This window comes from Paenibacillus sp. J22R98 (assembly GCF_059383835.1).
In genome coordinates this window covers 776,345-801,039 of record NZ_JBXENW010000002.1, presented here as the reverse complement: position 1 = coordinate 801,039, position 24,695 = coordinate 776,345, and the positions used below count along the sequence as shown (strand labels likewise).

The following is a 24,695-nucleotide window of genomic DNA, read 5'->3' as shown; positions in this document are numbered from 1 at the left end:
GCGTATCGCATTATTTGCGCCTTAGGCGGATTGGTTTCCATTCGAAGCCAAGGCTTCGAATGGAGCATTCCGCCATATACGGATTGGTTTCCGTTCGAAGCCAGAGCTTCGAATGGAGCATTCCGCCTTATTCCCCTTTAAGCGCCTGATCCAGATCCGCAATCAGATCATCGATATCCTCTAAACCGACGGAATAACGAAGCAAACCATCTGTGATGCCACGTTCATGACGAACCTCGCGCGGCATCGCCGCATGCGACATCATGGCCGGATAAGACAAAATACTTTCAACAGCACCAAGACTTACCGCGACAAGCGGCAGCTTCACACGGCTGAGAACGGCTTTGGCGCGTTCGCCGTCACCCACATCGAAGGATACGACTGCGCCGTAACCCTTCGATTGTTTCTCATGCACTTCGCGGCGCGGATGGTTCGCAAGACCCGGATAATACACGAGTGTAACATCCGGATTGTTGTCGAGCCATTCTGCCAGCTTGCGAGCGCTGCGCTCGCTGTGCTCCATACGCGCTTGAAGCGTCTTCATGCCGCGGATTAGCAGCCATGACTCCTGCGTACCCAGAACGGTGCCAAGACCGTTCTGCAGCTGCTTCAGCCTGCGGCCGAGGCTTTCAGTTGCCACAACGGCAAGGCCTGCAAGAACGTCGCTGTGGCCGCCCAGAAACTTCGTAGCGCTGTGCAGGACGATATCGACCCCGAGCTCGATTGGGCGCTGATGGTACGGCGTCATAAACGTATTGTCCAGCAATGTAATCAGCTCATGCTCCTTCGCCCAAGCCGCGACTTCACCGATATCGGTGATTTTCAGCGTCGGGTTAGAAGGGGTCTCCATGAAGACCGCCTTCGTATTCGGCCGGAGCGCTGCTTTCACTGCTTCAAAGTCCGTCATATCCACGAACGTGGACTCAATGCCAAGACGGTTCAGCACCGTTGTCAGCAGGCGGTAGGTCCCGCCGTAAACGTCCTCGGTGACGATGATGTGATCGCCTGTCGAGAACAGCAGGAACGCTGTCGAGATCGCTGCCATACCGGATGCAAATGCAAAGCCGCGAACGCCGCCTTCAAGCAGCGTAATGTAATCTTCCAAAGCCTGCCGCGTCGGATTGCCGGAACGGCTGTAATCGTACGTCGGCGGGTTGAAAATATCATGATGATGGAACGTAGAAGCTTGATAAATCGGCACGCTCGATGCGCCGGTTTGTCCATCGATCTCCGCCCCGAAATGAATCAATTTCGTTGCAAATTGTTTCTCGGCGCTGTCATTACCTTTGCTTTTGTCCGGATTCTGCTCTGCCATGATGATTTATGCCTCCCCAAGCTCACGTTTTGCTGCATCAAAGGCTTGCGCCAAATCCGCGATCAAATCATTCACGTGCTCAATGCCGACTGAGAAACGAAGCAGACGGTCATCTACGCCGATTTTCTGACGAATTTCCAGCGGAATATCCGCATGCGTTTGTACGGCCGGATACGTCATCAGCGATTCCACGCCGCCGAGGCTTTCGGCGAAAGCAATCAGCTTAATATGGCGAAGGATCGGCTCCACATAAGCTGCTTTCTTCAAGCGGAACGAGAAGATACCGGTGTTGCCGGAGGACTGACGGTTCTGTATCTCATGACCCGGGTGATGAGGCAGCGCAGGGTAATATACGTCCTCTATCACTTCATGCGTTAGCAGCCAGTTCGCGATCGCCGTTGCATTCGCTTGATGGCGTTCCATCCGCAGCGCCAGCGTCTTCATACCGCGCATCAGAAGCCACGAATCCTGTGGTCCCAGAACAGCGCCAAGCGAGTTGTGAAGGAATCCCATCTCGGCGGATAGTTCCTTGCCCTTCGTTACGATAAGGCCCGCCAGCACGTCATTGTGGCCGCCAAGGTACTTCGTTGCGCTATGCACGATGACGTCGGCACCAAGCTCGATTGGACGTTGGAAGAACGGAGTAAGCAGCGTGTTATCTACAATGGACAGCAAGCCTTTGGACTTCGCCCATGAACAAACGCGCTCCAAATCTGTAATCATCATCAGCGGATTCGTCGGCGTCTCGATCAAGATCGCTTTCGTAGCCGGCGTAACCAGCTGGTTCATCGCATCAATATCATTCGTATCGACGTAAGAAGCTGACACGCCGAAGCGAGTCATAATCTTCTCCAGCAAGCGGTATGTACCGCCGTATAGATCCAAGGAAACGAGCAAATGGTCGCCTTGGCCAAACAGCGAGAAGACAGTCGTCAGCGCAGCCATGCCGCTGCTGCAAGCAAACGCAGCGTCGCCGGACTCCAGCTCCGCAGCCGCTTCTTCAAGCACACTGCGGGTCGGGCTCTTCGTGCGAGCATAGTCAAAGCCCGTGCTTTCGCCAAGCTTCGGGTGGCGGAAAGCTGTTGCTTGGTACACCGGGAAGCTGATTGCTCCGGTAACAGGCTCTTTAATGGATCCAATTTGTGCTAAGCGGCTTTCTATTTTCATCTGAAGTGACTCCCTCTCGTCGAATATTGAACTTCTTATTTAAATGCCTGCACCCAAATCATACGGGGTTTGCTGATAAACATAATAATTCAACCAGTTCGAGAACAGCAGATTGGCATGCGCTCTCCAGCTCGACAGCGGAACCTTCGACGGATCGTTGTTTGGATAGTAATTCTTCGGCAAAGCAATATCCATTCCTTTGGCTACATCGCGATCGTATTCAGCCTTGAGTGACAACGGATCGTATTCCGAATGACCGGTTACGAATATTTGTCTGCCGTCCTTGGAGGCAACCAGATAAACGCCGGCTTCCGGCGATTCAGACAGGATATCCAGATCCTCTATATTGGCGATGTCATCGCGGCGAACTTCCGTATGACGCGATTGCGGAACTAGGAACAGCTCATCAAAGCCGCGTACAAGCGGAACATTGCGCTTCTCAACCGTATGCGGGAATACGCCGAACACCTTATCCGCCAGCTCGTATTTGGGAATGCCGTAATGGTGATACAATCCGGCTTGTGCGCCCCAACAGATGTGGAAGGTTGACGTTACACGACGAGCCGACCAATCCATAATATCCTGCAGCTCTTCCCAATAGTTGACCTCTTCGAATGGCAGCGTCTCTACAGGGGCTCCGGTAATAACCAAGCCGTCATAGTATTCATGCTTAATATCATCGAACGTTTTATAAAACGACTCCAAATGCTCGGACGACGTATTCTTCGACGTGTGAGTCCGCGGATGAAGCAGCACGACTTCCACCTGCAGCGGCGTGTTCCCGATTAAACGGAGCAGCTGTGTTTCCGTCGTTTCTTTGGTGGGCATTAAATTGAGAATGGCTATCCGGAGCGGACGGATATCTTGATGATAGGCAACGCTCTCATCCATTAGAAAGATATTCTCATCAGTCAAAACATCTTTCGCAGGTAGTTGGTCTGGTACTTTAATCGGCATGATAATCTCTCCAGTCTGCTTGGATTGTCACTGAGGAGCGCAATGAAAACAGCCCCTCTCATTAGAGAGGGGCACAAATGTATCGTTCATGCGCCTCTCATCTCTCAGAAACATACGTTTCCGCAAGAATTAGCACCGTACGTTTACACGCCGGTTGCCGGGCTTCATCGGGCTAGTCCCTCCGCCTGCTCTTGATAAGAAAGCTTGCTTATTTAATTAATGAAATACCTTAGTTCTTACTTTAAATCATTCCTTTATTCCCGTCAAGGAGCTCCCCCTTCACCATCGACAAGAATCGCGTAACCATGGGCTTTTCCCTGCATATGCTGATACAGAACCATGCACGCTACTTTCTTCTTGAATGGAAAGACATTGTCGGAGTATACTAGACAAGAATTACGCTTTAAGCAGTGAATAATTGACCATTAAAGGGGTGTTTACGACTATGGAAGGCGACCCGAGGCCTGCGGGCAACCGCACTGATAACCGGTTTACACGGAAGATAGCAGGAAGGCTTATGTCATCCAACCCTATTCGCAAACGCGCCGCTTCTAGATAGATGGACTAGAGCAAGCAGCACGGCACCGCGCGACATGGCTTGCTTGATGTTGCCTGATTCTGTTCTCCTCCTCATAACCGGCATCCGGGAATTACTGCAACAACGAGAGGAGGAACGCGGATGAAGATCCGTCACGTGAATCAAGGTGTATTCACACCGGTTGATGACATTCAAGCTGCCGTCGTGCCGCCTGCCGAGGGCTTCTACTGGATTGATGCCGATGTGGATGACCTCGCTGTGCTCCAGCCGATATTCGCGCTGCATGAGCTGGCTGTCGAAGACTGTTTGAGTGAAGAAGAGCAACGGCCTAAGATCGAAATTCATGAAGGCCATTATTTTATTGTAATAAACAGCATCCGTTTTGATGATGAAGAAATTTTCCTACGTGCCCTGAACATTTTTCTGGGCCGCCATTATATTATTACCGTTACGAAACAGAAAATTAACGAGCTTCGCACGTTGAAGCCGGTCCTGCTTGAAGAGCAAGTCAGCCGCCCCGACCGTTTCCTCTATCATTTGGTCGATATCGTCGTTGATAATTACTTCCTCGTCGGCGATCGGATTGAGGCGCGGATCGAAAGCTTGGAAGAAGATATTCTGGTTCACACCAAGAAATCGCATCTGAATGAAATTATCGGACTTCGAAGCGAAATTCTCTGGCTCAAGAAAGTACTTGGACCACAGAAGGAGCTTATTGCAACACTCAATAAGAAAGACTTGAAACTTATCGACGATCAATTGCAGAAGTACTTTAGCGATATCTATGAGAATGCCGTCAAAATCGCCGAGACTTTCGAGACCTACCGCGATCTGATGGGCAACTTACGAGAGGCTTACCAGTCTTCGCTTGCGAACCGCGCGAATGAAATCATGCGCGTCTTTACCGCGCTAACCACGATCTTCATGCCACTCACGTTCATTACCGGTATCTACGGAATGAATTTCGACTTTATACCTGGGCTCCATCTGCACGGCGGCTCTTACTTGCTGCTCACGTTTATGCTCTTGCTCGGTTTCGGGATGTTTTTCATTTTCCGCAAGAAAGAATGGCTGTGAACGGCTAATTAAAAAAGCTCTCCAGGGACGCTCGCGGCCTCAGGAGAGCTTTTTCTATATTAACCGAACGGAAGCTTAAAGGTCTTCTTGGTCAGCGGGTACAGCCATTTGACGCCGCTTGGCGTTAATGTATCCGCTATAAGATGGGACAGATACCCGCTTATCGCGGTGTAGGCAATGCCTTCGATCTCAAGCTGCTGCTCCAGCCCCCAACCGATCGCCCCCCAGGCAACTACAGCCCAGACGGTATGCGTTAACCCCCGGTGGTTCAGCCAGGGCACCCACGCAACATACAGACCAAGACCCATCAGCCAACGATGACCGATCACATACCCTGCATACATTAATCCAACGCCAATTATACTCACGAGCGCATCCCGAATCATGCCATTGCGAGAAATCATGCCCAGAAGAAAGACGGCTGCTGCGGCAATCGTCAGATATGGATAAAAGACAGCTTCAAACCAATAATAATACGCCGCTGCTACAGCTGCCGCGACTCCGCCCCACAGCATAAGGGCGCGGATTACCCTTGCCGGCTTGCTAAGCTTGCTGCTCAGCATATTCGTCCCATCCAAATCCGCGCTAAGTGCGGAAAATGCCGCAACAATGATAAACGCCGCAGCATTGGTCAGCGTGATGGGATGCGTAGCTGCAGCAACCACCCCGATTGCGACGCCAATGGCTAAATGTGTCGTTCCTTTCATATTGGCCTCCTCATTCTGACTGACTATGTAGATAGAATAATCATCGCCATCGAACGTCAGTTCGCTTTTTGAATGATTATACCTTCTTTTCCATCGTCATTCAATAGGAATTCCGACATGTAAAAGGCATCGCTTGAAGTACTTCCAAACGATGCCTTCGTATGATGTCAACGATGTATGTCGGGCAGTTGGTTACACTAGTCCCTCTCCTGCCAGCGCTTCCTTGCGGCCTTTATCTAAATTCACATAGTACAGCAGGATGATGCCAATGATGAAGAACGCCAGCAGCGCCAGTATACCTAAACGACTGGAGCCGGTTATCGTACCGACAACGGAGAAGACGGCCGGCCCCGCTACTGCAGCGAACTTACTGGATAAGCTCAGGAAGCCGAAAAACTCGGCGGTTCGCGAAGGCGGCACCAATGTGGCGTACAGTGACCTTGCCGTCGCTTGGCTCCCTCCTTGCACGAAGCCGACCAACACGGCCAATGCATAGAAGTGAAGTGCGCTCGTCATGAAATAGCCAAGCATAACAATCAGCACATACACAAGCAGTGAGCAATAAAGTGACTTCTTCATCCCGATACGTGAGGCGAATCGGATGAATAGCAGTGTGCATGGATAGCCGACAAACTGTGTAATAAGCAAAGCGGCAATCAAATCCATGGTCTCAATCCCGATGCCGCTGCCATAGATCGTTGCCATAACGATAACCGTACTAATGCCATCATTGAAGAACCAAAAGGATGCCATATACTTGAGCAGCTCCGGGTAATGCTTCAACGTCTTCATCGTGCTGTTGATGCGCTGCATCCCTCTCCGCATCATATCTCCGAAACCATCGGAAGTCCCTTTGGCCGTTTCCTTCACATTGCGCATAATCGGAAGCGAGAATAGGATCCACCAAATCCCAACCGTAACGAAGACGGTCTGCGTGGCAACTGTTTTATTGGGGAAGCCCACTAACGACCATTTCTCGATCATGATTAAATTGACCAGCAGCAGTAAACCGCCGCCTAAGTAACCCATCGCATACCCTTTATTGCTCACGGCATTCAGTGTTTCCGGTGTCGAAACCTCCGTGATTAATCCATCATAGAACGTATTGGAGGCGGCATAGCCGATCGTGCCGATGACAACCAATATAGAAGCAAGCAGCCAATCATTCGTCCCGACCAGCGCCATACAGATCGTTGCGATAGAGCCGATAAACATGAACACCGATAAGAAACGAACCTTCGATCCTGAATAGTCAGCAATCGCTCCCATAATCGGACATAGGATGGCAACGAAAATCATCGCAATGGTTTGCGTGTAGCCCCAGTAATTCTCAGCTGTATTGCCGCTCAAATCTGCGCCTGCCACCGTTTTGTAGTAGATCGGCATAACCGCGGCCATAATGGTCGTGACAAAAGCAGAATTGGCCCAATCGTACATCATCCAGCTGCGTACTGCCTTCGGATTCATCCTTTTCGCCCCTTTAATAGCGCATGAATTGTCACCTATAACCAACATTCGACAGCATTGTAATTGAATCCTGCTCGAACTCATATTGGCTTACCCACTGTTTGACACTTTTGCCGTCGAGCTGATTTTACATTATAATGATATATAGCTGTGATAAAAATCTTTAATCGCTAAAGGAGGGATTCCGTGAATATTAACCAACTTGAAACGTTGTTAACCATCTCACGCACCATGAGCTTTCGTAAAGCAGGAGAGCTGCTTAATCTAACGCAGCCGGCTGTTTCTGCCCAAATCAAAAGCTTAGAGGATGAGTTTAAAACGGTTCTAATTGATCGGAATCAACCCGTCACCTTAACGGACCGCGGACAAGTGTTTCTTGATCACGCCGAGCGCATATTAGCCATCGTAGAAGAACTGAAGCAGAAGCTCTCTGACCTAAGCCAAACGCCGCAGGGTCATATCGTGCTGGGAACAACCTCATCGATCGCGATTCAAATTTTGCCTCGGGTGCTGTCTTATTTTCAAAATCAATTCCCGCTGATCAAAACAACGATTCACTCCATGCCCTCTTCAGGTGTTATGGCCAGTGTAGAGAATGGCAGTGTAGATATCGGCATCACCTATCTGTCGGAACGCAATCCGAATGTGGAAACATCGATCCTGTACTATGACACCTACGAACTGGTCGTTGCTCCCGAGCATCCCATGAGCCATTTGAAGCATACTACCGTAGAATCGCTCAAGGACATTCCCATGATTATGCTCTCACCGGACACATTAGGACGACGTTTTCTGGATCAAATTTTCCGCAAATACAACTTGCACCCGAACATCGTGATGGAGCTTTCGAGCAGCGAGGAAGTGAAGCGGATGGTCGAGATCAATTTAGGCGCTGCAGTGGTGTCTAAGCTATCCATTGCCAAAGAGGTTCAGTTGGGCACGCTCAAGCGGATTAAAGTGAATGAGCTCGATATGAGCCATCCGGTCGGTTTAGTTTATAAGTCAGGACGATATATCAACTCAGCAATGCAGCAGTTTTTGAGCGATTTGAAGGGTATGCCCGAAGATCATTTCATTAGCAGCGAGTAGGAGGAGATTCAGTTTGAAATTCGACTTACATACGCATCACTTCCGGTGCGGACATGCAGACGATAATATCGAGGACTATATTAAGGCAGGGATCAAGGCAGGTCTATCCGTCATCGGCATTTCCGATCATTCGCCTTATTTCGCAAGCGATCAGGAACAACCGAATCCAGGCATTGCAATGGGAAAAAGCGAATTTGCCCGTTATGTCGAGGAAGTGCTGAAGCTAAAAGCTAAGTATGAGGGCACCATCGACGTGCTGCTCGGCGTGGAGTCCGACTTCTTTCCTCAGCACGCTCAGGTTTATCGCGATGTGTATGCCGGTTATCCTTTTGACTATATTATCGGTTCCGTCCATCAGTCGCGAGGTGTCAGCATCTTCAATCGCAATCGTTGGAAGAACCTCTCTGAAGCACAGCAAATTGATGAAAAACGCCATTATTACGAGCTTATCGGCCAATCGGCACGGAGCGGCATGTTCCAAATTCTCGGTCATATCGATGCGATGAAAGGCTATTACCCTGCTTTCTCCGCACTTGCCGCAGATGAAGCAATCGATGATTGCCTGAAAGTCATTGGGGAGAGCAGCGTCTCCATTGAAATTAACACCTCCGGTAAAACCAAAGATGCGGGGGGCTGGTATCCCTCTGATGCGATATTGGAGCGTGCACTGCACTTTGGCGTGACGGTTTCGTTCGGGTCTGATGCCCATAAGCCGAGCCGTGTCGGCGAAGATTGGGAGCTTGTTGCGAAGCGTCTGAAGGAAATCGGGTTTACGGAATGGTTTTATTACAAAAACAAGAAGCCGGTTCGTGTAGGCCTATAGATAAAAAAGTGGACCTGCACGCGGCAGGTCCGAAGTCATATATAATCAAAAGGGGGTCTTGGTTACTATAATACCCCTCCAATATGAAGGAACCATAACAGAACCATTTCATTTGTGTAACATTTATTAAAGGTGGAATTGACAATGTGGTTTGCAGCAGCCGTCGGCAGTGCGGTACTGTTCGGGTTGGCTGGCTGGTGGATGAAGGTGTCCCAGATGCAGAGCGGTTCCTCCGCTTATCTGCTTCTGGGTCTTTATATTTCTGGGACCTGCGGATTTGGCATTCACGCCGCGTTGGAGCACACGCTGCTGCCATCGCTAGCCGATCCGCGGGTTTGGCTCGCCGGCTTGCTCATCGGTGCAGGGTCCGCCCTCGGAAACGCGCTCTTCATGAAAGCGCTGGAATGGGGTCCCGCCAGTCTGACATCACCGCTTACGAACATGAATATCATTCTTGTTATCGCACTTGGCACCTTTGGCTACAATGAACAGCTCTCGAAAACGGAGCTTGGCGGCGTCCTGCTGCTGCTGTTAGCCGTTGTGCTTGTCTCCATGCGAGGCAAAGAGAAGGCCTTCCGTATAGCGCCGCGATGGTATTTCTACGTTGGCATCAGCATTTTGCTCTTCGCGATTCGCAATGGAGGTCTGAAGGTCACAGGTGACCTTGGACTAGCCAGCGCTCCGATCTTATTCGTCGCTTACAGCTTATCTATTGTTTGGTTTGCCGGGGTCGCCCGCCAAGAGCGAAGCCGCAGAACATCACTCGGCAGCTTTCGTGCTGATGAAGTTTCAAGCATCATGCAGAAATCGCTTCGCGCTCCGTCAATTGGGATGAAATGGGGGCTAGTCGCCGGCCTTTTCTCTTACGGCGGACTTCAGCTCTACGCTGTCGCGCTCGAAACGGGCCGTGCCAACATAGCCGGTCCCATTTTTGCAGCCAACAGTTTGGTCGTCGCCGCAGGCGCCATCATCTTGTACCGCGAACGACTGAATGTTTATCAATGGACGGCTTTCGTGCTGACCATTGCCGGTCTTGTCCTAATTCGTCTATAACGGATTACTCATTCATCATTCGGAGTTACGTCTCAGAAACACTTTGCGTAGCGTAGATTCGAAGTTACTCAGGTTTCGGCGTATATATCGGCGGAACCGCCCTGCTGCTGACAGTTTCATCACCGAGCCCCAACCATCATATCGTCCCCCACTGCCTGCCAGCAGCGAATGAAGCTCACGCACGCGCTCATTAACCGTATCGAGCCGAACATCCTCGAAACGACTTATCACGAGTGGATAGGGGTAGCCCTGCTCAGGGTTCCCTTCCTTCTCCTTCTCGATTACATAGCCAAGCCCTGTCAGCATCGACTCAATTTCGCGGCGGTCATCGTCCTCACGAAACAACAGCCAGTGATAGACGTTTCTGGGCTGCCCAATATTGTCCCCTTTATGGATAAGCGCATAGATCATCTGTGCATTGTGCACAAACAGCTCCTCAAGCGTATCCGGCAGCATGAACATGTAAAACTCCCACTGTGGATCTGTTTTGCGATAGACCTGTGCTCGGAAAGGCCAGTTCTCATCCAGCCAAGAGTGGATGTCGGGAAGATTAGGGCTCTCCCCTTTCGTGTAATAATAAAACTCAAGCCGCGTAGCTGCATTGATTCGCCCAATATAGATGGCCCCCGCAGTACGGTTCAACCAATGTTCAAGTTTAGATTCCAACTGCTCCAATTGTTTGACAAAATCCCGATTCGAGCGATTGTGCGCGCGAACCGGATATAAGTTAATCGTAATCGAGAGTAAATCCGTATACGGTATGATTGGAGCGGAGTTTCGATATCCGACATTAATCAACACGCGCAGCTGCTCCGATTCCGTCCGGCGTTCATAAAATCCCCAGTTGTCCGACATCCGGCACCTCAATATCGTGGTATAATAGCATTACTACAGTATCTTAGAATTATTTCGGCAGTGCAAGCAAAGTTAATAAGCAATTTGGAAAAATACCCCAGGCGGATGCAACTAACTTAAGTATAGTATATAATGAATGAAAAGCATTTGTCTTGTATTGACGAATAGCCCTCCCTTTTGAAAACGTCATGTGCTACAATAGAAACATTGAAAGCGGGGTGATAACGTGGATTATTCCAAGATGTGCCCAAAGTATGAGTGCGCAACTGAGTTGCTCGGGAAGAAATGGACTGGCATGATCGTTCGCGTTCTGCTCGGCGGGCCGAAACGGTTTAAGGAAATGAAAGAGCAAATCCCGGAGATGAGCGATAAGATGCTGACCGACCGGATGAAAGAGCTCGAACAATTCGATATCATTAAACGTAACGTCTATCCGGAAATGCCGGTTCGAATTGAATATGAATTAACCGCAAAGGGACGGGGACTAGAACCCGTTATCCAATCGATTCAAGATTGGGGCGAGAATTGGTGTTAAAGGCTGCCGTAGCTTACGGCAGCTTTTTTACTTACGGGAAAACATCCGATAATGTTGCACCTTTCGCTAAAATAACAAAAAGGCGTATTCAACGGAAATTGGATACGCCTTTTTCATATGCGACTGTTTCACGCGACTCTGGAGCCGGTCTTTGTTCTGTGGCGCGACTTGGGAGCGCTTGTCTCTGGTTTCGCGCGACTCTGGAGCGAGTGTCATCGGTTTGAAGCGACTCTGGAGCAGCCCCGGGAACGGACGCCGCAGGCGGTACGAATTTGGAGCGACTTTGGTGCGAAGCACCACGGGAGTGCCGAAGCGTACCGCCTGCATGCCGTGTCCCTCGCTAAGCAGAGGAGCAGCCACGAAACGCATTTCCCCCTGCCCCAAGCAGGGGTAAAATGGAGCGACTTTGGTGCGGAAACGCAGCAACAGCTATTCCGAATTTGCGCGACTTTGGTGCGAAGCACCACGGGAGCGCAAATCGGAATAGCTGTGCGAAGTGCCCCACCACGGGAGCCCTATCTTTACCCTACATCCCCAACCATTTTTTAAACAAATGCTTAGTAGTATCTTTATTAATCGCTGCAATCGAAGTCGTCAGCGGAATGCCTTTCGGACAAGAACGTACGCAGTTCTGCGAGTTACCGCAGCCTTCGATACCGCCATCTTCCATCAGCGCTTCCAGACGTTCTTCTTGGTTCATCTCGCCCGTTGGGTGAGCATTGAACAGACGAACCTGCGAAATGGCCGCTGGTCCGATGAAGCTGTTGCGGTCGTTGACGTTCGGGCAGGATTCCAAGCAGACCCCACAGGTCATACATTTGGACAATTCATACGCCCATTGGCGTTTCGTTTCCGCCATACGCGGTCCGGGACCCAGATCATACGTACCATCGATCGGAATCCAAGCTTTTACCTTCTTAAGCGCATTGAACATCCGATCACGGTTAATGACCAAGTCACGCACAACCGGGAACGTGCTCATTGGCTGCAAACGAATCGGTTGTTCCAATTTGTCGATCAGCGCGCTGCAGGCTTGACGAGGCTTGCCGTTGATGACCATGGAGCATGCGCCGCAAACCTCTTCCAGACAGTTCGATTCCCAGCATACCGGCGCTGTTCCTTGTCCGTCTTGTTTCTTCGGGTTACGCTGGATTTCCATGAGGCAGCCGATTACGTTCATATTCGGGCGATATGGAATTTCAAACTCTTCCGTGTAAGGCTGAGAGTTCGGAGCGTCTTGACGCGTAATGATCAGCTTGACTGTTTTTGATGCAACTGAAGTTTCCGCCATCGTTATTCTCCTTTCTATTTTTCCTTCGAGTAGTCGCGTTTACGCGGTTTAATGAGAGAGACATCGACTTCTTCGTACGAAATTTGCGGACCTTCCGGCGTCCAAGTCGCTTTAGTTGTTTTCAAGAAGTCATCATCGTTACGATCCGGGAATTCCGGTTTGTAGTGAGCACCGCGGCTCTCGTTGCGCATAAGAGCGCCAAGTGTCATCGCTTCGGAAAGTTCCATCATGTTCCACAGCTGACGTGTGAACGCTACGCTCGCGTTATTCCAGCGCGCAGAATCGTTGATATTGATATTCTGATAACGCTGCTTCAGCTCTTTGATTTTCGCGATCGTCTCTTCAAGTTTCTTATTGAAACGTACAACGGTCATGTTGTTCGTCATCCACTCGCCGAGTTCTTTGTGCAGGACATACGCGTTCTCGGTACCGTTCATGTTCAAGATGCTTTCAAACTTGTCGGTTTGCTGTTTTTTCGCTCGGTCATAAACGGAGGAAGAAATATCTTCAGCCGATTTCTTAAGGCCTTTGATGTATTCAACCGCTTTAGGTCCCGTAATCATGCCGCCATAGATGGCGGAGAGCAGCGAGTTCGCACCGAGACGGTTCGCGCCATGATATTGATATTCACATTCGCCGCAAGCGAACAAGCCGGGAATGTTCGTCATTTGATTGTAGTCAACCCACATGCCGCCCATGGAATAGTGAACCGCTGGGAAGATTTTCATCGGAATTTTACGCGGGTCATCTCCCATGAACTTCTCATAAATCTCAATGATACCGCCAAGCTTAACGTCCAGTACCTTCGGATCTTTATGGGACAAATCAAGGTAAACCATGTTCTCGCCGTTGATGCCGAGCTTCTGCTCTACGCATACGTCGAAGATTTCACGAGTCGCGATATCACGCGGAACAAGGTTTCCGTATGCCGGATATTTCTCCTCCAGGAAGTACCAAGGCTTGCCGTCTTTATACGTCCAAATACGTCCGCCTTCGCCGCGCGCCGATTCCGACATCAGACGAAGCTTGTCATCGCCCGGGATCGCCGTTGGGTGAATTTGAATGAACTCACCGTTCGCATAATGAACGCCTTGTTGGTATACCGCACTCGCGGCTGTACCAGTGTTAATGACGGAGTTCGTTGTTTTGCCGAAAATAATACCAGGGCCGCCTGTCGCCAAAATAACAGCATCCGCAGCGAAGGTATGTACTTCCATGGAGCGAAGATCTTGAGCGGTTACACCGCGGCAAGCGCCTTCGTCATCCAGAATAGAGCCGAGGAATTCCCAGTGCTCGTACTTCGTTACAAGTCCGGCTGTTTCCCAGCGGCGAACTTGCTCATCCAGTGCGTACAGCAATTGTTGGCCTGTCGTAGCACCCGCGAAAGCAGTACGGTGATATTGCGTACCGCCGAAACGACGGAAATCAAGCAAGCCTTCCGGCGTACGGTTGAACATAACGCCCATGCGGTCCATCAAGTGAATGATGCCCGGCGCTGCATCGCACATTGCTTTTACAGGAGGTTGGTTCGCAAGGAAGTCACCGCCATAAACGGTGTCATCAAAATGCTCCCAAGTGGAGTCGCCTTCACCCTTCGTATTAACCGCGCCGTTAATGCCGCCCTGTGCACATACGGAGTGCGACCGTTTAACCGGCACAACGGAGAACAAATCGACGTGAACGCCTGCTTCTGCCGCTTTTATAGTAGCCATTAGACCGGCTAGACCGCCGCCAACGACAATAATTTTGTTTTTAGCCATTACATTATCACTCCTTGTCTCAAAACTTAAACGAGATTCGTCAATTGCAGAGCAGCAGAGGCTGCTTCCTTAAACTCATCGCCGCGGAATGCACCAAGCGACAATAGGAACAACACCGCCACGATGACAAATACGCCCATCCAAAGGATTGAGGAGATGCGTTGTGCGCGCGGTCCGACTGTAATGCCCCAGCTTACAAGGAAAGCCCACATGCCGTTGCTGAAGTGGAACGTGGCAGCAAGAACACCAATGATATAAAGCACAAAGTAGAAGCCGTTGCTTGTAATATCGTGCATTAAGCTGCCGAGCTCCTCATGCTTTACTTCACCGAGCATAACTTGCAAACGGGTTTGGTAAAGATGCCAGAAGATAAAAATAAACGTAATTACACCGGTAATACGCTGAGCCGCAAATGCCCAGTTACGTCCATATTTGAACTGACCGGTATTCAGGTTCGACTGATAAGCAACATATAATCCATACACGCCGTGGAACAATAGCGGCAGCCAGATGCCGAACAATTCCAGGAAGAAAACGAGCGGAAGATCATTCAAAAACTTGATGCTATCCGAAAACCCCTGTGCTCCACCCTCATAGGCCGAATAGTTCGTAATCATGTGCTCAATGATGAACAGACCGAGCGGAATTACTCCGAGTAAGGAGTGGATCTTACGCGATAAATACGAATTTCCTTTCATAACTTGTACGTTCTCCTTTCCAAACTGTGGGGTAGCATTCGCCATAATTCGCCAAAACCATTCTCCATTGTAACTCTAGGCCCAGAGGGCGTCAATAAATAATAGATTTACACATTATGGTGGCACAGTACACATGATACTCCTTTTCCGCTTATAATGATATTGCTTATTATTCATTAATTGTTATAACATTTTTGCATATAGACTCAGAATCATGAGGTGATGGCTTGTGTTAGATGAACTACATGTTTTCGCTGTTGTCGTGGAGCAGTCCAGTATGAACAAAGCTTCTGCCGCACTGAATTTATCCCAGCCTGCGCTCTCCCGCAAAATTGCCAAGCTTGAGCAAGATCTCGGTGCCCTGCTCTTCCGCCGAATTGGCAAACGTCTTGAGCTGACCCGAATCGGACAGCTTACATACGAGTATGCCATCGAGGCTAGGCAGCAGCATTTGCGATATCTCAGCCTGGTCGCCGATTATAAGAGCGCCGGCCGTTCGACTTTAACCATTGGCGCAAGTCTTACGACGCTGCAGACGACTTTGCCTGATCTCATTCAAGCGCTGACCCTCCGCAGTCCCGAGCTCGACATCAAGGCCATCACCGGCAAAACGCATGAGATCGTCACCCTCGTCCGCGAGCGCAAAGCCGATCTTGGCATTGTCGCTTCGCGCATCGATGATCCGCAGCTCAAATGCGTGCCGCTGTTCGACGATCACCTTGTGCTCGTGCTGCCGCGCAATCACTTCGTCATGGATAAAGGCTTGCCTGTTATCAGCGATTTAAACGCGCTGCCGATGATATTGTTCTCCAAAGGCACGTGGTACCGGATTCTGACCGATGAATTGTTCGAAAAATACCGCCTGCTCCCCGATGTACGCATGGAAATCGACTCCTTTGAGGCCATTCTTCGACTGCTTCATACCTGCCGAGCCGCTACATTGCTGCCCAAATCCTATCTGCGGCCGGAGATGCTGCAGGATAACGATCTCTCGGTTATCCCAATCCGCGAATTGGTCGAGTCGAAGCGTACCACTTCGCTGATACATGCGCAGTCGGAGAGCTTGAGTCCGGCTGTGCGGCTGTGGATCGACGAGATCGCTACGCATTATAAGCGGGTGTAGCGAGATGGGAGATTAGAGCTTCGCATGATTTGATGAAGAAGTGGATTGGACTGCATTCAGGGGATCCGTTTACGTCGCTGTTGAACCCGGGAATATTGAACTGTACACCTTTAGAGGTGTATTCCCGTGTTCAAAGGCGATCGCTAACGCTCTCCAACGGATTCCCCTTTCACTTGCCCATCCATCTTCATCCCATTCCGCTACGCTCCCCTCCCACCAGCGCCAAACTCCGCATTATCTGCTCCGCTGGTGGCCGACTTGAGCCGCAATCGCTGCCCCCGCAGCTCTGCGGCTCATTCGTTGCAAGAAACACGCTCTGCGGTGCGTTGCAACTAATTCAACACCAGGAACCCCCGCGTGAACGGTATGCGGTGCCTTCATTTTTAATTGAACCACGCAAATTTGCGGTTCAATTAAACGTAACCGAACCACGCCGGGTATGCGGCGTGGTGAGAGTCGCTCCCTCCGCAACAATAAAAGACGGGGCACCGCTTCGGGTGCCGTCCTTTATTGTGGCTTCGGGGAAGAGGCGACTGGAGAGGAGCGTAACAGCCTGGAGAGTTTACGTCCTGCCTTTAAAACCGTGATCAAACCTCAGCATAATTAGTTCAATAATGATCACGGGTTTAACAGCAGGCGGAAGGCTGTTACAGCTCATCGCAAGGAGCCCTCCTCTTCCCCCTCGGCGCAGCAAACAACAAAGGACAGAAGCCGAAACCGGCCCTGTCCTTTATTGTTTGCCATTTTCCGTATCCAATACCATGCCGCACTGACTTGCTTTCCACTAATGGATAACGGAATCTTCAAATTCCTCAATCTGTTGATTCGTTCCGATGATGACCATAACATCCTTCTCCGTAAGCACGTCGTTTCCGGTCGGTGCAATGATGATGCCCTTCGGCTTATTGATCGCGACGATGCTGCAGCCAAACCGTGCGCGAGCGTTCAAATCTTGCAGCGACACGCCGCTCAAGCATTTCGGCACTGCAAGTTCGGCAATTGTGTAATCCTTCGACAACTCGATGTAGTCAAGTAAATTAGGTGAAACCAACTGATGCGCCACACGAATGCCCATATCCCGCTCCGGATAGACGACGCGGTCAACCCCGATTTTCTCAAGCACCCGCCCATGCAGCTCGGTCATCGCTTTGGCAACTACCTTCTTCACGCCCAGATCCTTCAGGAGAATAGCGGTCAGAATGCTTGCTTGAATGTCATCTCCGATCGCCACGACACCGCAGTCAAAATTACGCACCCCGAGCGAGCGAAGCACTTCCTCATCGGTTGATTCCGCCTTGACCGCATGCGTAAGCACCTGGCTTAAATCCTGTACAACCTCTTCATCTTTATCGATCCCAAGAACGTCGTAGCCAAGTTCAATCAGCTCGCGAGCCAAGCTCGAGCCAAACCGGCCAAGTCCGATAATTACAAATTGATTAATTCTCATGGTTATAATAATCCCCTATCTACAAACATGATTTCTTCCACAATCGACTATATAGAAAATCAATCTCATATAAATGAAGCATGTAACCTCCGGGACAAAGTCATCCCAGCCAATGCCAACGGTTCACATTATAAACCGTTCCGGTACTCATTTCCAAATAGGACGGCCCACGCTTCATGGATAATAATGTCTCATTTATGTTAAGGTAATGAATATCGCGCAATCGTTCTACTATTCGAGACAGAGGTGTTCAAATGAATACGACGCAGCTCCAGCCCCACTGGAAATTAATTTCCTGGCTTGCCGGCATTGGTATCATCATTTATGTACTCATTCAGATCGTTCCTTCCACTGCTGAGACGTTCTTCGATTCGGGCAGCGAGTCGGTCATTCCCAAGAGCAAAGCAGAAGCTGCGGCCTCTTCCTTTATACAGAAGCAGTTCCACGCTCACCCTGCGAATGTACATGCCGTGCATCAATCCGACAGCCTTCTCTATGGGTATTTGGAGAAGAATAAGCTGACGAAAACCTACAATAAGAAATATGATACGGATTTTCCTACGGACACGTTTCAAGTAACGGCAGAAATGCCGGATAAGAGCGAGATTTTCGTCTATGTACATATGCAAAAAGGGACGATAGTCGCGTGGAATCGGTTGAACGCATCGGATACCACGCCTGCCCAAGGCAAAGAGCTTTCAGATGCCGCGCTTGCTTTTGCAGCCTCCAAGGGTTTTGCCAAATCATCCCTTTCCCTTCATAAAATGGACTCGGATAAAGGTCAAATCATATATAAAGCAGCCCGTAACTCTGTTGGCAAAGCACCGCTGCTGCTTAGTATTCGAGGGGAAAAGCTTGCGAATGGCAGCTTCCTTATTGCTTCTTATAAACCGCAGTTCACTGTCCCTTCCGAGTACACCAGCTATGTGAACAGCCAGAAGCGCATCGCGAATTATTTGTCATCGATCGGGAGTTTGTTCCTGTCGTTTGTCTTGTTTATACTCGCCATCATTTATGCGTCTCTCTATCGCAAACACACCTCGTTCTTGCGCGGTATCGTGCTCACCGTCATCTTCCTGGCTATGTATTTGGCCAATGATTTCAACATGACAGACGGCATTGTTGCCGGCTACGGCGAAGTCCTGCATGCGGATACGATCGCATATGTTGCGGTTATTGTGACTTGCTTAATTACCGTTATCATGGGGCTAGCCGTCTATTTCTCCCTTGTAGGCGGAGATGGTTTATGGAAAGGAATGGGCCGCAATTTATGGCCGCGATACGGCCACCCCGGCTATGGGGAGCATGTGTGGCGGAGTATGTGGCTTGGCTACTTGTGCGCCTTTATGCTGCTTGGCTTACAAACGATTATCTTTATCGTCCTCATGCAAGTAAACGGCTCATGGTCTACAACCGACGTCACTCAATCTCCTTATAATCTTGCGGCGCCATTGATTTTCCCGGTACTTGCTTGGTGTGCGGCGATCTCGGAGGAAGCGGTGTTCCGATTGTTCGGCATCGGTCTGATGAAACGGTGGTTCAAAAATTCGTTCGTCGCTTCCCTCATTCCAACGGTTATCTGGGCGCTCGGTCATGTCACGTATCCGATCTTCCCATCTACAACAAGGCTGCTGGAGCTCACGATCATCGGACTTATCTTCAGCTTCCTGTTCCTGCGATACGGCTTTATTACGGTATTGTTCGCACATGCGATTTTCGACAGTGTGATGATGGCCATTTCGTTGATGTTTATGGGCTCGGCCAGCCAAATTCTGACCGGCATCGTCTACATCATACTTCCCATCCCAATTGCATGGCTCATGCGATATGTGGACAACAGAAAACGTCCGAAACCCTACGCCACATAAATGAAAAGGCTCTCCCGGCATGAAAGTTCCGGGAGGGCCTTTTTCTACTTGCTAATACACATCCCGCCGCGTGAACGAGACGAACGATACGATTAAGGCGCCGATTCCCCAGAAGAGCAGCACGAGCAGCGAGAAGCCAAGCGTCATCCCCGCAATCGGCGGTTCGGCATCCTGCAAGTAATCAATCAGCTCCAAATTGACCATGAACAAGTACTTCGCCGTTTCCCAAGAACCGACCATCGACCGCAAGATGGTGCCGGCAATAAGGCAAGCCAGCATGATGCCCATAACCGCAGCGGTTGTGCGAACCAGAACGGACAGCATGAAGGTGATAGTGGCCACGACAACGGAGACGAACCAAGCAAGCCCCAGCTCCATAAGAATGAACTGCCATTGGGGAATGATTCGTACAGCGGTTGTATCCAGCTCTCCGCCTGTCACGGAGAATCCGGTCAGTACCGGCGCATCCCAGCCTTGAAAACCAAACACCATGCCCGAAATAACGGCAGACAACAACCCGAACAGCGTAATGATGATGGAGACCGATAGCAGGAGCGCTAAATACTTGCTTAGCAGTATTCGCCAACGCTTCACCGAGCGAGTCAGCAGCACCTTGATCGTGCCTGAGCTATATTCGGAGGAAACTAAGTCAGCAGCGACAATCATCATCATCAGCGGCAGCAGCAGCGAAATGCCATTCTCGACAACGCCGCGAACGAAGGTCGGCGCGCCTGGCTCTGAAGGGTTGACGTTCCGGTCCAGGTAATACCGCTGCTGGTCAATCCGCAGTTCCAGCTCGCCTTCATCGCCGCGTCCGCCGCCATTAGCTAGACGGGCTTCCCAGCCGGCAATTCGCTGCTCAAGCGCGGTTCGCCAATCGACATCACCGAAGCGCTTAAGGTTCTCTGCCGCCTGCTGATACTCGGCGTAGGTGAACAATGAGATGAGAATCGCGATGATTAGCGCGACAACGAAGAGCCTCCGTTTACCGGTGATCTTTACCATTTCGTTATAGATGAGGCTAACCAATGCTTTCCCCTCCCGTCAGCTCAAGGAACAGGTCCTCAAGCGAAGGCAGCCGGCGGCTCATCTCGGTTACAATTACGCCGGACTCAACTAGCGCCATGTTCCAACGTCCAATCTCTTCCTCGTTGTACGGCGTCAGAACCGTCTCCCCCTGCACCTCAGCTGAGCCAGCCAGTTCCCGGAGCAGTGCCTCTCCCTTGCTTATCGGCTTAAGCCGCCAACTGACCCTCTCTTGCTGAGCCAGCAGATTGTCAACCGTATCGACGCGGATAACACGTCCCTTCGATATGATCGCAACTCGATCACACATCAGTTGGATCTCGCTCAGCAGATGGCTCGATACGAGCACGGAGAGTCCTTCAAGCTCGGCCAGATATCGAATGAACTCCCTTATCTCTCGAATCCCTGACGGATCCAGCCCATTCGTCGGTTCATCGAGGATAAGCAGCTTCGGTTTCCCGAGCAGCGCCTGAGCAATGCCAAGCCGCTGCCGCATGCCCAGCGAATACGTTTTTACTTTATCGTGAATCCGTGCTGTCAGCCCGACAAGCTGTACCACCTCGTTGATCCGAACCTCGTCGATGCCGGGCATCATCCGGGCGAAGTATTGCAAATTCCCCCAGCCGCTCAAGAAACTATACAGCTCAGGATTCTCTACGATACAGCCCATGTTTCTAGTCGCTTCCGGAAACTGTTGATGCAAATCGTAACCGCAAATCCGGATAGTTCCGGCTGTTGGCTTGATCAATCCGACGAGCATCCGGATTGTCGTCGTCTTGCCCGCGCCGTTCGGCCCCAGAAAGCCGAACACCTCGCCTCGCTTCAACTCAAAATCAAGCCCCTGGATAATCTCCCGTTTGCCGATCACCTTCCGGAGTCCCTGGACAGCTAATGTGATCTCTTCACTTTCGCTTGGAGCAATCCTATCCGTCGCCTTGTCGATCATTGGCTTCCCTCCTCCCATGTGATGAGCGACGCAACCCGTTCTCCGATGAGCCGGTAGCCCTCCGCATTCGGATGAAACTGATCCCGAGCCAGATAATCCTGTACCTTCAACTGAAACAAGTCCAGGGTCGGCACGAGCACGGTGTCCGGAAATTTAGCAGCGGTTTCAGCCGTTTGGTAGTTCCAGTCGCGCACGATCTTGGTCGTTGTCTGCGTTTCCTTCAACGCGATGAACGGATTGTATAACCCGATCAGGAACAGCTTCCCGGCAGGATTGACGGCTCGTATATCCTTCAAGACGTTATTCAGCTGCTCTGCATAAGCGCCTTGAATCGCTGCGATGTTGGACGAATCCAAGTTGCCGAGCGTCTCGCCGCCTTGGAACAGATCGTTGCCGCCGGTACTGATGACGATGACATCCGCTGCCTTAAGCTCACCGCGTACAGAAGACTTATCAAGCGATGCGGCCAATTCGGGGGTGCGCATCCCATTAACGCCATAGTTCTTCACGAGAATCTCTTGACCCTTAGCTTTCACCTTCAGCTCGTCCACCAAGTAGCCTACATACCCTTTGCCATCCGGATCGCCGGTTCCGCGAGTAAGAGAATCGCCCAGTGCCACGACGCGGAACTTCCCGTCATCGACAATTGGCGTCGGCGTTTCTTCAACAGTCGATACCGGAGCCGCTTCCTTGCCCGCCCCGCCGGTAAAATAATCCTGCATCGTCCATGCCAGTCCGCCCAGCCAAACAACACCGGATACCGCGGAGACGAGCATCAGACCTTGAATCCATTTCCCTTTCATCGCGTATGCCTCCCCCCATAAAGGTAACTATTATTCCTAAAACAACCAGCCTTATCCTACTAGTGTAACATAGCATGCAAAGCTGAAATACAGTTTAAGAGACGGACTCCATCGCAAGCAGTTGGACGCAAAAAAACGCCAGCTCTTCACGGAGCCGGCGTCTCTTTCTGGAAAGTTTAATTGCTACTATTCTTCCTTCAGTGCTTCAATAATTTGCGATGCGAGCTTCTCGCCAATCGATAGAGGTCGGAAATCTTCAATCGCGGCTTCTCTTATTTTCTTAATGGAGCCAAAATGCTTCAGAAGCGCCTTACGGCGTTTCTCCCCGATGCCCGGTATCGAATCAAGCTTCGATACCACCATCGATTTCCCCCGCAGCTCGCGGTGGAATGTAATCGCAAATCGATGCACCTCGTCTTGAATGCGCTGCAGCAAGTAGAATTCTTGGCTGTCACGCGGCAAAGACACCACTTCAGGCGGATCTCCTGTCATTAGCTGCGCAGTTTTGTGCTTAGTATCCTTCACAAGGCCGCATACCGGTACCATTAAACCGAGCTCATTCTCAAGAATATCGAGCGCTGCGGAGATCTGACCCCGCCCGCCATCGACAATAATCAGATCGGGCAGCTGAAGCTCTTCCTTCAGCACACGCTCGTAGCGGCGACGAATGACTTCCCGCATCGTGCCATAGTCATCCGGTCCGACGACCGTCTTCACTTTGTACTTGCGATATTCCTTCTTATCCGGTTTCCCATCGACGAAAACGACCATCGCCGAGACGGGATCCGTCCCTTGAATGTTTGAATTATCGAATGCTTCGATGCGGCGAACATGCGAAATACCCAGCGCTTCCGCGAGCCCTTCCGATGCTTTGAAGGTCCGCTCTTCATCCCGCTCGATCAGCTTGAATTTCTCATCCAGCGTCACCTTCGCATTGTTCACTGCCATTGTCACCACATCGCGTTTGCGTCCGCGCAGCGGCATAAACACTTTCACCTTCAGCCATTTCTGCAAGGAGTTGCGCAGCTCGGCTTCCACCGAACCCGGTTCCGGCTCCCCTTGCTCATCGCCTTCGGCATGCTGCTCAGCCGGCACTGCGTCCACTACGTACTCTACACCTGTCTCCTGCACGCTCGCAGCCGTCTCCGGCTCCGCTTCCTGCGGCGGCGAAGGCAAGAAAATCTCCTTTGGCAACGCCGGATTTTCCGAATAATACTGGGTCACGAACGTCATAAAATCATCGTATGCCGCGCCATAATACGGGAACGTCGTCGCTCTACGCTCAATAAGCTTCCCTTGCCGCATGTACATAATTTGTACGCACATCCAGCCTTTCTCGATCGCATAACCGAAGACGTCGCGGTCCATCGCATCGTTGAGCGTAATTTTCTGCTTTTCCATGACAGCATCAATGGCAATGAGCTGGTCACGGTATTCCTTTGCACGCTCGAATTCCATCAGCTCCGCCGCTGATTCCATTTTGGCCTGAAGCGTCTTCTTCACTTCATCATGGCCGCCGTTTAAGAAACGGGTGATCTCTTGCACCATGTTCTCGTACGTGCCAGGCGCAATGTCGAATTCACATGGCGCTACACATTGCCCGATATGATAGTACAAACATACCTTGTCCGGCAGCGTGCCGCATTTGCGCAGCGGATATAACCGGTCCAGCAGCTTCTTCGTTTGCGTAGCCGCGAATGCATTCGGATACGGTCCGAAATATTTGCCTTTATCTTTCACGATCCGGCGCGTAACCTCAAGCTTCGGATGCGTTTCATTCGTAATTTTGATATACGGAAAGGTCTTGTCGTCCTTTAAAAGGACGTTATAACGGGGATGATACTGTTTAATCAAGTTACACTCCAGTATCAACGCTTCCATATTGCTCGATGTGACAATGTATTCGAAATCGCGGATCAAAGATACAAGCCGCAATGTCTTTCCGTTATGACTGCCGTTAAAATACGAACGTACCCGGTTCTTCAGCACCTTTGCTTTGCCGACATAAATGATGGTGCCCTCGGCATCCTTCATCAAGTAGCAGCCCGACTGATCCGGCAGCAAAGCCAGCTTGCTGCGGATTCGCTCCTCGGCAAGGCGCCTGTCTGCAGCTGATTCCGTTCTCGGTTGATCCTCCATTGTCGTCCTCC

Annotated in this window: 22 protein-coding genes and 1 riboswitch; of the genes, 7 read left to right on the top strand and 15 right to left on the bottom strand. The window is 50.7% G+C overall.

Annotation, left to right across the window (positions count from 1 at the left end; genetic code table 11):
* Nucleotides 1–127: 127 nt before the first annotated feature.
* From AC50Y3_RS09055 to metA, 3 genes are read right to left on the bottom strand one after another with little or no spacing between them, the layout of a single operon-like run.
* The gene (locus AC50Y3_RS09055; RefSeq protein ID WP_494818429.1) at nt 128–1,315 is read right to left on the bottom strand and encodes an aminotransferase class I/II-fold pyridoxal phosphate-dependent enzyme; all 1,188 of its coding nucleotides are present in this window, start codon (nt 1,313–1,315) and stop codon (nt 128–130) included.
* Nucleotides 1,316–1,321: 6 nt separating this feature from the next.
* A complete protein-coding gene (locus tag AC50Y3_RS09050) occupies nt 1,322–2,482 on the bottom strand; it encodes a PLP-dependent transferase (protein WP_494818428.1) in 1,161 nt (386 codons plus the stop codon).
* A gap of 39 nt (nt 2,483–2,521) precedes the next feature.
* Entirely contained in the window at nt 2,522–3,439 is a 918-nt protein-coding gene (metA, locus tag AC50Y3_RS09045; protein ID WP_494818427.1) for a homoserine O-acetyltransferase MetA, read from the bottom strand.
* Nucleotides 3,440–3,533: 94 nt separating this feature from the next.
* Nucleotides 3,534–3,640, bottom strand: a riboswitch (SAM riboswitch).
* Nucleotides 3,641–4,118: 478 nt separating this feature from the next.
* Here metA and corA point away from each other — a divergent pair.
* On the top strand, nt 4,119–5,054 hold the full coding sequence (corA, locus tag AC50Y3_RS09040) for a magnesium/cobalt transporter CorA (protein WP_494818426.1): 936 nt from the start codon (nt 4,119–4,121) through the stop codon (nt 5,052–5,054).
* A 59-nt stretch (nt 5,055–5,113) separates the two neighbouring features.
* On the opposite strand, the gene AC50Y3_RS09035 is transcribed toward corA, so the two are convergent.
* Together AC50Y3_RS09035 and AC50Y3_RS09030 are read right to left on the bottom strand one after the other, a co-directional pair.
* Nucleotides 5,114–5,761: a metal-dependent hydrolase gene (locus tag AC50Y3_RS09035; RefSeq protein ID WP_494818425.1), complete on the bottom strand. Its 648-nt coding sequence runs from the start codon at nt 5,759–5,761 to the stop codon at nt 5,114–5,116.
* Between the two features lie 192 nt (nt 5,762–5,953).
* On the bottom strand, nt 5,954–7,228 hold the full coding sequence (locus tag AC50Y3_RS09030; protein WP_494818424.1) for an MFS transporter: 1,275 nt from the start codon (nt 7,226–7,228) through the stop codon (nt 5,954–5,956).
* 186 nt (nt 7,229–7,414) lie between these two features.
* Here AC50Y3_RS09030 and AC50Y3_RS09025 point away from each other — a divergent pair, with 186 nt between their 5' ends.
* The 3 genes from AC50Y3_RS09025 to AC50Y3_RS09015 all read left to right on the top strand — a co-directional run bounded on the left by AC50Y3_RS09025 (nt 7,415) and on the right by AC50Y3_RS09015 (nt 10,193).
* Complete coding sequence (locus tag AC50Y3_RS09025) at nt 7,415–8,317, top strand: LysR family transcriptional regulator (protein ID WP_494818423.1); 903 nt, start codon at nt 7,415–7,417, stop codon at nt 8,315–8,317.
* A gap of 13 nt (nt 8,318–8,330) precedes the next feature.
* Complete coding sequence (locus AC50Y3_RS09020; RefSeq protein WP_494818422.1) at nt 8,331–9,140, top strand: histidinol-phosphatase; 810 nt, start codon at nt 8,331–8,333, stop codon at nt 9,138–9,140.
* 144 nt (nt 9,141–9,284) lie between these two features.
* Nucleotides 9,285–10,193 carry an EamA family transporter gene (locus AC50Y3_RS09015; RefSeq protein WP_494818421.1) on the top strand — a complete coding sequence of 303 codons (909 nt, stop codon included), beginning with the start codon at nt 9,285–9,287 and terminating at the stop codon, nt 10,191–10,193.
* 15 nt (nt 10,194–10,208) lie between these two features.
* On the opposite strand, the gene AC50Y3_RS09010 is transcribed toward AC50Y3_RS09015, so the two are convergent.
* Nucleotides 10,209–11,048, bottom strand: coding sequence for a DUF695 domain-containing protein (locus tag AC50Y3_RS09010; RefSeq protein WP_494818420.1), 840 nt, complete (start codon nt 11,046–11,048; stop codon nt 10,209–10,211).
* 226 nt (nt 11,049–11,274) lie between these two features.
* On the opposite strand from AC50Y3_RS09010, the gene AC50Y3_RS09005 reads away from it, so the two are divergent.
* On the top strand, nt 11,275–11,583 hold the full coding sequence (locus tag AC50Y3_RS09005) for a winged helix-turn-helix transcriptional regulator (RefSeq protein WP_091221031.1): 309 nt from the start codon (nt 11,275–11,277) through the stop codon (nt 11,581–11,583).
* A 66-nt stretch (nt 11,584–11,649) separates the two neighbouring features.
* On the opposite strand, the gene AC50Y3_RS09000 is transcribed toward AC50Y3_RS09005, so the two are convergent.
* From AC50Y3_RS09000 to AC50Y3_RS08985, 4 genes are all read right to left on the bottom strand, one after another.
* Entirely contained in the window at nt 11,650–11,910 is a 261-nt protein-coding gene (locus AC50Y3_RS09000) for a hypothetical protein (RefSeq protein ID WP_494818419.1), read from the bottom strand.
* Nucleotides 11,911–12,109: 199 nt separating this feature from the next.
* Nucleotides 12,110–12,874 (bottom strand): succinate dehydrogenase iron-sulfur subunit, encoded by a 765-nt coding sequence (gene sdhB / locus AC50Y3_RS08995; RefSeq protein ID WP_494818418.1) that lies wholly within the window; start codon nt 12,872–12,874, stop codon nt 12,110–12,112.
* A 14-nt stretch (nt 12,875–12,888) separates the two neighbouring features.
* Nucleotides 12,889–14,634 carry a succinate dehydrogenase flavoprotein subunit gene (gene sdhA, locus AC50Y3_RS08990; RefSeq protein ID WP_494818417.1) on the bottom strand — a complete coding sequence of 582 codons (1,746 nt, stop codon included), beginning with the start codon at nt 14,632–14,634 and terminating at the stop codon, nt 12,889–12,891.
* 26 nt (nt 14,635–14,660) lie between these two features.
* Nucleotides 14,661–15,332 (bottom strand): succinate dehydrogenase cytochrome b558 subunit, encoded by a 672-nt coding sequence (locus AC50Y3_RS08985; protein ID WP_494818416.1) that lies wholly within the window; start codon nt 15,330–15,332, stop codon nt 14,661–14,663.
* A 229-nt stretch (nt 15,333–15,561) separates the two neighbouring features.
* Between AC50Y3_RS08985 and AC50Y3_RS08980 the strand changes: the two genes are divergently transcribed.
* A complete protein-coding gene (locus tag AC50Y3_RS08980; protein WP_494818415.1) occupies nt 15,562–16,455 on the top strand; it encodes a LysR family transcriptional regulator in 894 nt (297 codons plus the stop codon).
* 784 nt (nt 16,456–17,239) lie between these two features.
* On the opposite strand, the gene AC50Y3_RS08975 is transcribed toward AC50Y3_RS08980, so the two are convergent.
* Nucleotides 17,240–17,902, bottom strand: coding sequence for a potassium channel family protein (locus AC50Y3_RS08975; RefSeq protein WP_494818414.1), 663 nt, complete (start codon nt 17,900–17,902; stop codon nt 17,240–17,242).
* Between the two features lie 254 nt (nt 17,903–18,156).
* Here AC50Y3_RS08975 and AC50Y3_RS08970 point away from each other — a divergent pair, with 254 nt between their 5' ends.
* Complete coding sequence (locus tag AC50Y3_RS08970; RefSeq protein WP_494818413.1) at nt 18,157–19,770, top strand: CPBP family intramembrane glutamic endopeptidase; 1,614 nt, start codon at nt 18,157–18,159, stop codon at nt 19,768–19,770.
* Nucleotides 19,771–19,821: 51 nt separating this feature from the next.
* On the opposite strand, the gene AC50Y3_RS08965 is transcribed toward AC50Y3_RS08970, so the two are convergent.
* The 4 genes from AC50Y3_RS08965 to uvrC all read right to left on the bottom strand — a co-directional run bounded on the left by AC50Y3_RS08965 (nt 19,822) and on the right by uvrC (nt 24,684).
* Entirely contained in the window at nt 19,822–20,799 is a 978-nt protein-coding gene (locus AC50Y3_RS08965; protein WP_494818412.1) for a DUF2705 family protein, read from the bottom strand.
* Nucleotides 20,792–21,742, bottom strand: a complete 951-nt coding sequence (locus tag AC50Y3_RS08960; RefSeq protein ID WP_494818411.1) for an ABC transporter ATP-binding protein — start codon at nt 21,740–21,742, stop codon at nt 20,792–20,794. Before AC50Y3_RS08960 ends, AC50Y3_RS08965 begins: the two co-directional genes overlap by 8 nt.
* A complete protein-coding gene (locus AC50Y3_RS08955) occupies nt 21,739–22,545 on the bottom strand; it encodes a GDSL-type esterase/lipase family protein (RefSeq protein WP_494818410.1) in 807 nt (268 codons plus the stop codon). Before AC50Y3_RS08955 ends, AC50Y3_RS08960 begins: the two co-directional genes overlap by 4 nt.
* A gap of 186 nt (nt 22,546–22,731) precedes the next feature.
* Nucleotides 22,732–24,684 carry an excinuclease ABC subunit UvrC gene (gene uvrC / locus AC50Y3_RS08950; RefSeq protein ID WP_494818409.1) on the bottom strand — a complete coding sequence of 651 codons (1,953 nt, stop codon included), beginning with the start codon at nt 24,682–24,684 and terminating at the stop codon, nt 22,732–22,734.
* Between the last annotated feature and the right edge of the window lie 11 nt (nt 24,685–24,695).

Coding starts and splice junctions, on each gene's coding strand:
- AC50Y3_RS09030 (WP_494818424.1), bottom strand. CDS start 7,228: ATGAATCCGAAGGCAGTACGCAGCTGGATGATGTACGATTGGGCCAAT.
- AC50Y3_RS09010 (WP_494818420.1), bottom strand. CDS start 11,048: ATGTCGGACAACTGGGGATTTTATGAACGCCGGACGGAATCGGAGCAG.
- AC50Y3_RS09035 (WP_494818425.1), bottom strand. CDS start 5,761: ATGAAAGGAACGACACATTTAGCCATTGGCGTCGCAATCGGGGTGGTT.
- AC50Y3_RS09050 (WP_494818428.1), bottom strand. CDS start 2,482: ATGAAAATAGAAAGCCGCTTAGCACAAATTGGATCCATTAAAGAGCCT.
- AC50Y3_RS08960 (WP_494818411.1), bottom strand. CDS start 21,742: ATGATCGACAAGGCGACGGATAGGATTGCTCCAAGCGAAAGTGAAGAG.
- AC50Y3_RS09055 (WP_494818429.1), bottom strand. CDS start 1,315: ATGGCAGAGCAGAATCCGGACAAAAGCAAAGGTAATGACAGCGCCGAG.
- sdhB (WP_494818418.1), bottom strand. CDS start 12,874: ATGGCGGAAACTTCAGTTGCATCAAAAACAGTCAAGCTGATCATTACG.
- metA (WP_494818427.1), bottom strand. CDS start 3,439: ATGCCGATTAAAGTACCAGACCAACTACCTGCGAAAGATGTTTTGACT.
- AC50Y3_RS08975 (WP_494818414.1), bottom strand. CDS start 17,902: ATGAGAATTAATCAATTTGTAATTATCGGACTTGGCCGGTTTGGCTCG.
- AC50Y3_RS08970 (WP_494818413.1), top strand. CDS start 18,157: ATGAATACGACGCAGCTCCAGCCCCACTGGAAATTAATTTCCTGGCTT.
- AC50Y3_RS08985 (WP_494818416.1), bottom strand. CDS start 15,332: ATGAAAGGAAATTCGTATTTATCGCGTAAGATCCACTCCTTACTCGGA.
- AC50Y3_RS08955 (WP_494818410.1), bottom strand. CDS start 22,545: ATGAAAGGGAAATGGATTCAAGGTCTGATGCTCGTCTCCGCGGTATCC.
- AC50Y3_RS09000 (WP_494818419.1), bottom strand. CDS start 11,910: ATGCAGGCGGTACGCTTCGGCACTCCCGTGGTGCTTCGCACCAAAGTC.
- sdhA (WP_494818417.1), bottom strand. CDS start 14,634: ATGGCTAAAAACAAAATTATTGTCGTTGGCGGCGGTCTAGCCGGTCTA.
- uvrC (WP_494818409.1), bottom strand. CDS start 24,684: ATGGAGGATCAACCGAGAACGGAATCAGCTGCAGACAGGCGCCTTGCC.
- corA (WP_494818426.1), top strand. CDS start 4,119: ATGAAGATCCGTCACGTGAATCAAGGTGTATTCACACCGGTTGATGAC.
- AC50Y3_RS09015 (WP_494818421.1), top strand. CDS start 9,285: ATGTGGTTTGCAGCAGCCGTCGGCAGTGCGGTACTGTTCGGGTTGGCT.